Origin of the sequence: Streptomyces himastatinicus ATCC 53653, assembly GCF_000158915.1 — a bacterium.
Classification (GTDB): Bacteria; Actinomycetota; Actinomycetes; order Streptomycetales; family Streptomycetaceae; genus Streptomyces; species Streptomyces himastatinicus.
Genome location: NZ_GG657754.1, coordinates 4,666,972 through 4,673,262 on the forward strand (window position 1 = coordinate 4,666,972; position 6,291 = coordinate 4,673,262).

At 73.8% G+C, this 6,291-nt stretch carries 6 protein-coding genes; all 6 read left to right on the top strand.

Going from position 1 to position 6,291, the window contains the following annotated elements; all coding sequences use genetic code 11:
• Nucleotides 1–206 (top strand): UTRA domain-containing protein (locus SSOG_RS19405; RefSeq protein ID WP_009715945.1); only part of this gene is annotated, 206 nt, incomplete at its 5' end.
• A 55-nt stretch (nucleotides 207–261) separates the two neighbouring features.
• Entirely contained in the window at nucleotides 262–489 is a 228-nt protein-coding gene (locus tag SSOG_RS19410; protein WP_009715946.1) for a 4Fe-4S dicluster domain-containing protein, read from the top strand.
• Between the two features lie 11 nt (nucleotides 490–500).
• Nucleotides 501–1,859, top strand: coding sequence for an ABC transporter substrate-binding protein (locus SSOG_RS19415; protein ID WP_009715947.1), 1,359 nt, complete (start codon nucleotides 501–503; stop codon nucleotides 1,857–1,859).
• 62 nt (nucleotides 1,860–1,921) lie between these two features.
• Nucleotides 1,922–2,767: an ABC transporter permease gene (locus tag SSOG_RS19420; RefSeq protein ID WP_009715948.1), complete on the top strand. Its 846-nt coding sequence runs from the start codon at nucleotides 1,922–1,924 to the stop codon at nucleotides 2,765–2,767.
• 52 nt (nucleotides 2,768–2,819) lie between these two features.
• Complete coding sequence (locus SSOG_RS19425) at nucleotides 2,820–3,554, top strand: ABC transporter ATP-binding protein (protein WP_009715949.1); 735 nt, start codon at nucleotides 2,820–2,822, stop codon at nucleotides 3,552–3,554.
• Between the two features lie 11 nt (nucleotides 3,555–3,565).
• Nucleotides 3,566–6,291 (top strand): fumarate reductase/succinate dehydrogenase flavoprotein subunit (locus SSOG_RS19430; protein WP_039941376.1); only part of this gene is annotated, 2,726 nt, incomplete at its 3' end.

A 6,291-nucleotide genomic window follows, 5' to 3' on the forward strand; every position in this document is an offset into this window, starting at 1 on the left:
AGCGGCTCGGCACCGCCGAGATCACCCTCGAGGCCGTCAACGCCGACGCGCACTCGGCCGCCGTGCTCCAGGCCCCGCGCGGCGCGGCCGTCCTGATGCTGGAACGGCTCAGCCACCTGGCCGACGGCCGCCCCGTGGACCTGGAGTTCATCCGCTTCCGCGGCGACCGGATCACCATGAGCGGGCTGCTGCGCCGTACCGCGTAGACGCACCCCGCGAACCCCCTTCACGCCCCCTTTCACGCCCTCCCTGGAGACAGCCATGCCTCTGACGCCTCAGCGTGCCGACGTTCCCGTGACGATCGACGAGTCGAAGTGCATCGACGGCTGCACCCTGTGCGTGGACATGTGCCCCCTGGACTCCCTCGCGATCCACCCCGACAGCGGCAAGGCGTACATGCACGTGGACGAGTGCTGGTACTGCGGCCCGTGCGCCGCCCGCTGTCCCACCGGCGCGGTCACGGTCAACATGCCCTATCTCCTGAGGTGAAAGGCCCTCCGATGCAGCGCACGACCCTTCCGGCCGCCCTTGCCGCCGGTGCCCTGCTGCTGTCCCTGACCGGCTGCGGCGGCGACGCGGAGGCGGGCGGCAAGACCGTGACCGTCACCGTCGGCTACCAGTCCAAGACCATCAACACCACGACCGCGGGCACCCTGCTGCGCTCGCTCGGCTACTTCGAGCGCGAACTGCGCGCCCTCGGCCACCGCAAGGGCGTCACGTACAAGGTGAAGTGGCAGGACTACGCCACCGGGGCGCCCATCACCGCGCAGATGGTGGCCGGGAAGGTCGACATCGGCTCGATGGGCGACTTCCCGCTGCTGATCAACTCCGGGCGCGGCACCCAGCTGAACGCCCCCACCCGCCTGGTCTCCGTGACCGGCTACAACCAGCGCGGCGGCCTCAACACCATCGTCACCAAGCCCGGATCGAAGCTGCGCGACCTGTCCGGCCTGCGCGGCAAGAAGGTCTCCACCAGCGTCGGTTCGGCCGCCGACGGCACGCTCGTCCGCGCCCTCCAGGACGCCGGTATCGATCCCGAGAACGGCGTCGAGAAGCTCAACCAGCAGCCCGCCGTCGGCGCCTCCGCCCTGGAGGCGGGCAGCGCGGACGCCCTCTCGCAGTTCGTGGCCTGGCCCGGGCTGCTGGCCTTCCAGGGGAAGGCCAAGGCGCTGTACGACGGCTCCCGGCTGAACCTGCCGACCTTCCACGGTGTCACCGCGCGCGACGGGTTCGCCAAGGAGAACCCGGACGTCCTCCGGGCGTTCCTGTCCGCCCAGATCGACGCCAACCGCTATCTGGACGACCATCCGCTCCCCGCCGCGCAGAAGGTGGCGAAGGCGACCGGGCTGCCGCCCGAGGTGGTCTACCTCTACAACGGCGCGGGCGGTATCGCGACCTTCGACCCCGCCATCAAGCCCGCCCTGATCGCGGCCCTCAAGAAGGACGTCCCGATCCTGCGCAAGGCCAAACTGACCGGCCCTGTCGACGTGAACTCCTTCGTCGACGACCGCTACATCAAACGGGCGTACGGGAGCGCGGGCGCCTACGCGAAGGCGCTGCGCGCCGCCCCGCCCGCCTCCCCGAACCAGGTGTGGCTCAAGGGCGAGAACACCGTCCGCAGCTTCCCCTCGTCCGCCGCGCTGCTGCGCTTCACCGCCGCCCGCCAGGGCAAGGTCCGGGCGGCGTACGTGCCCGACACGGCCACCGGGACGCGCTGGTTCGCGGACCGGGCGGTGTGGGCCGAGGACGGCGGGCAGCCGCGCGCGTTCGTCACGCCGGCCAACGCCCGTACGTGGATCGCCGCGCACCCCGGCGCCCGGCTCGTGTCGTACGCCACGGCGCTGAAGGAGGCGAAGTGACCACCTCCGCCGAAGAAGACACGGCCTCCGCCGGAGAAAGCACGGCGGCCACCACCGCCCCGGTGCGCCCGGTGGCCGCCGCCGCACCGCGGCGACGCCGCCCCTGGCCGCGGTACGCCCTGCGCGCCGCGTCCCTGCTGGCCGCGCTCGGGCTGTGGCAGCTCCTCACCACGCTGAAGGTCACCCTGTGGCTGCGGTTCGCGCAGTTCCCGACCGTCACCCAGGTCGCCCATACCTTCGCCGGGCGCCTGGGCACCGGCGCCTACTGGCAGGACCTGACCGACAGCCTCACCCGCATCCTCACCGGCTTCGCGCTCGCCGCGGTCCTCGGCGTCGTCGTCGGCACCGCGATCGCCCGCTCCCCGCTGGCGTCCGATCTGCTGAGCCCGGTCCTCGAAGTCCTCCGCCCGATCCCGGCCATCGCGCTCGTCCCGGTCGCGATCCTGCTGTTCCCCAGCAATGAACAGGGCATCGTCTTCATCACCTTCACCGCCGCCTTCTTCCCGGTCATGGTCAGCACCCGGCACGCGGTGCGCGCCCTGACCCCGGTGTGGGAGGAGGCCGTGCTGACCATGGGCGGCGGGCGGTGGCGCGTCCTGGGCTCGGTGGTGCTGCCCGGCGCGCTGCCCGGCATCCTCGGCGGGCTGTCGGTCGGCATCGGCGTCTCGTGGATCTGCGTGATCTCCGCCGAGATGATCTCCGGCGCGTACGGGGTCGGCTATCGCACCTGGCAGGACTACACGATCGTCGACTATCCGGGCGTCTTCGTCGGCATGACCACCATCGGCCTCCTCGGCTGGCTGACCTCCACCGCGGTGGAGCTGGCGGGCCGCCGGCTGACCCGCTGGCTGCCGCGCACCGAGAACACGGCCCCGTCGGCGTACCTCATCAGGAAGGGCACCCCGTGACCACGCCCGATGTCGCCACCGCCCCGCCCGCCACCGTCACGGCGCCGCCCGGTTGAAGAGGGGGCTGCACGACGCCGTGCTGGGCCGCCCCGGGGCGCCGGTCCTGCACGGCCTCGACCTGGACGTCCCGCCCGGCGAGGTGCTCACCGTCGTCGGCCCGTCCGGCTGCGGCAAGTCGACCCTGCTGCGCACCCTGGCCGGACTGCTGCCGGTCCTCGGCGGGCGGGTCACCCAGGACGACGAGCCGCTCGTCCGCCCCCACGCCGACCGCGCCCTGATCTTCCAGGACGACGCGCTGCTCCCCTGGCGCACGGTGCACGCCAATGTGGAACTCCCCCTCGTCATCCGGGGCGTACCGCGGGCGGCCCGGCGCGCCCGGGCCGCGGAGTGGCTGGAGCGGGTCGGGCTCACCGGCCACGCCCGGCGCCTTCCGCACCAGCTGTCGGGCGGGCAGCGGCAGCGCGTGCAGCTCGCCCGCGCGCTGGCCGGTGCGCCGCGCGCCGTCCTCATGGACGAGCCGTTCGGCGCGCTCGATGCCCAGACCCGGGCCGGGATGCAGCGGCTGCTGGTGGAGGTGCTGGACGGTACGCACGCCACCGTCGTCTTCGTCACCCATGACGTGGACGAGGCGGTCTTCCTCGGCGACCGCATCGCCCTCCTGGACGGCGCGGGCACGGCCCGGGTGCTCGGCGTGCCGCATCCGCGCGAGCGCGCCGCGCACGACGCCGCGGCGACGGTCGCGCTGCGCCGCCAGGTCCTCGAATCCCTCGGCTCCCTCGGCACCTGAAAGGGCCCCCCGTGACAACCGCGCACCCCCTGGAGATCCCCGCACTCGACGCGGCCGAGGAGCTGTCCTGCGACGTCCTGGTCATCGGCGGCGGCACGGCCGGAACCATGGCCGCGCTCACCGCCGCCGAGCGCGGGGCCTCCGTCCTGCTGCTGGAGAAGGCGCACGTCCGGCACTCCGGCGCGCTCGCGATGGGCATGGACGGCGTCAACAACGCCGTCGTCCCCGGCCGGGCCGAACCCGACGACTACGTCGCCGAGATCACCCGCGCCAACGACGGCGTCGTCGACCAGTCCACCGTCCGGCAGACCGCCACCCGGGGCTTCGACATGGTCAAGCGCCTGGAGCGGTACGGGGTGAAGTTCGAGAAGGACGAGCACGGCGAGTACGCGGTCCGCCAGGTGCACCGCTCCGGTTCGTACGTCCTGCCGATGCCCGAGGGCAAGGACGTCAAGAAGGTCCTCTACCGGCAGCTGCGGCGGCGCGAGATGCGCGAGCGGATCCGGATCGAGAACCGTCTCATGCCGGTCCGCGTGCTCACCGCCGGCGGCCGGGCCGTCGGCGCCGCCGCCTTCCACACCCGCACCGGGCACTTCGTCGCCGTCCGGGCCGGGGCCGTCATCCTCGCCACCGGCGCCTGCGGCCGCCTCGGGCTGCCCGCCAGCGGCTATCTGTACGGGACGTACGAGAACCCCACCAACGCGGGCGACGGCTACGCCATGGCGTACCACGCGGGCGCCGAGCTGACCGGGATCGAATGCTTCCAGATCAACCCGCTGATCAAGGACTACAACGGCCCGGCCTGCGCGTACGTCGCCAACCCCTTCGGCGGCTACCAGGTCAACCGGCACGGTGAGCGGTTCGTCGACTCCGACTACTGGTCCGGGCAGATGATGTCCGAATTCGCGGCGGAGGTGGCGAGCGAGCGCGGCCCGGTCTATCTGAAGCTCAGCCATCTGCCGGAGGAGTCGGTGGCCGCGCTGGAGTCCATCCTGCACTCCACCGAACGCCCCACCCGCGCCGCCTTCCACGCGGGCCGCGGCCATGACTACCGCACCCATGACGTGGAGATGCACATCTCCGAGATCGGCCTGTGCGGCGGCCATTCCGCGTCCGGCGTACGGGTCGACGACCACGCGCGCACCACGGTGCCGGGGCTGTACGCGGCCGGGGACCTGGCGTGCGTACCGCACAACTACATGATCGGCGCCTTCGTCTTCGGCGATCTGGCGGGCGAGGACGCCGCGCAGTACCGGGCGTACGAGGGCGAACTGCCGCGCGACCAGCTCGCCGACGCGCACGACCTCGTGTACGCGCCGCTGCGGAACCCCGACGGGCCGCCGCAGCCGCAGGTCGAGTACAAGCTGCGGCGCTTCGTGAACGACTACGTCGCCCCGCCCAAGAGCGGCGCCCGGCTGTCGCTGGCCGTCGAGGCGTTCGAGCGGATGCGCGGGGACATCGCCGAGATGGGCGCCCGCACCCCGCATGAGCTGATGCGGTGCGCGGAGGTCACCTTCATCCGCGACTGCGCCGAGATGGCGGCGCGCTCCTCGCTCGCCCGGACGGAGAGCCGGTGGGGGCTCTACCACGAGCGCACGGACCATCCGCGCCGGAACGACACGGACTGGCTGCACCATCTGGATCTGCGGAAGTCGGCCTCGGGGGCGATGGAGTTCACGGCCCGGCCGGTGGCTCCGTACCTCGTGCCGATCGAGGAGTACGCGCCGGTGGGCGGGGCGTCCCGGCCGATCGGTGAGGTGTGGCCCGAGCAGGTCGCCACGGCGGGGCCGCGCGAGGCGGCGCCCCGCGGGTCGGGGACGCCCGCGGGCATCCCTCGGCGCGAGGGTGCCGGGGCGACTGCTGTGGCCTCCTCCCCCCGCATCCTCGAACTCCTCGCCCTGGCCGAGGAACAGCCCGAGCTCCCGGCCCTGCGGCCCTATCTGGCCGATACCGACCCGGCGGTCCGCCGGGCCGCCGTCGCCACCCTCACCGAGTCCGCACCGCCGGGCACCGGCCCGGCCCTGGCGGAGGCGCTGGCCGACCCGGACGCCGGGGTACGCGCCGGGGCGGCCGCGTCGCTGCGCGAACTGGTCGAGGTCCTGCCCCCGGACGCCGCTTTGCGTGAATCCCTGCTGCACGCCCTGGAGGTCACCGACCCTGCGGTGCGCGCGGCGGCTCTGGACGTCCTGCGCGCGCTGGGACTCGGCGACGCGGAACTGTTCGCGCGGGCCCTGAAGGACGCCGCGATCGAGGTCCGTCTCCAGGCCGTACGGGGCCTGGTGTCGGTGGACGCGCTCACCGCGCTGGAGCCGGGAGCCGCGGACGCCTCGCGTGAGGTGCGGGTGGCGACGGCGGGCGCGCTGGGCACCCTGGCCCCAGGTGGCCCCGCCGCGGAGGCCCGCCGCCTTCTCACGCCGCTGCTGGGGGACGCGGACGTCCTCGTACGGGCCGCCGCCCTGGAGGCCCTGGCCTCGGCGGGCTGCCCGCCGCCGCTCGACGCGGAGGCGCTGGCGGCGCTGGGGGACCCCGCATGGCAGGTCCGCCGGGGCGCGGCGACGGCACTGTCCGCCGCCACCCCGGACCTCGGCATCCCCGCCCTGGCCCGCACCCTGACCGACCCCCACGCCGACGTCCGCAAGGCGGCGGTCCTGGCCCTGCTGCCCCTGGCCGAGCACACCCCGGCCGCCCGAGAGGCCCTGGCCACGGTCCACGCCGACCCGGACGCCGACGTCCGCGC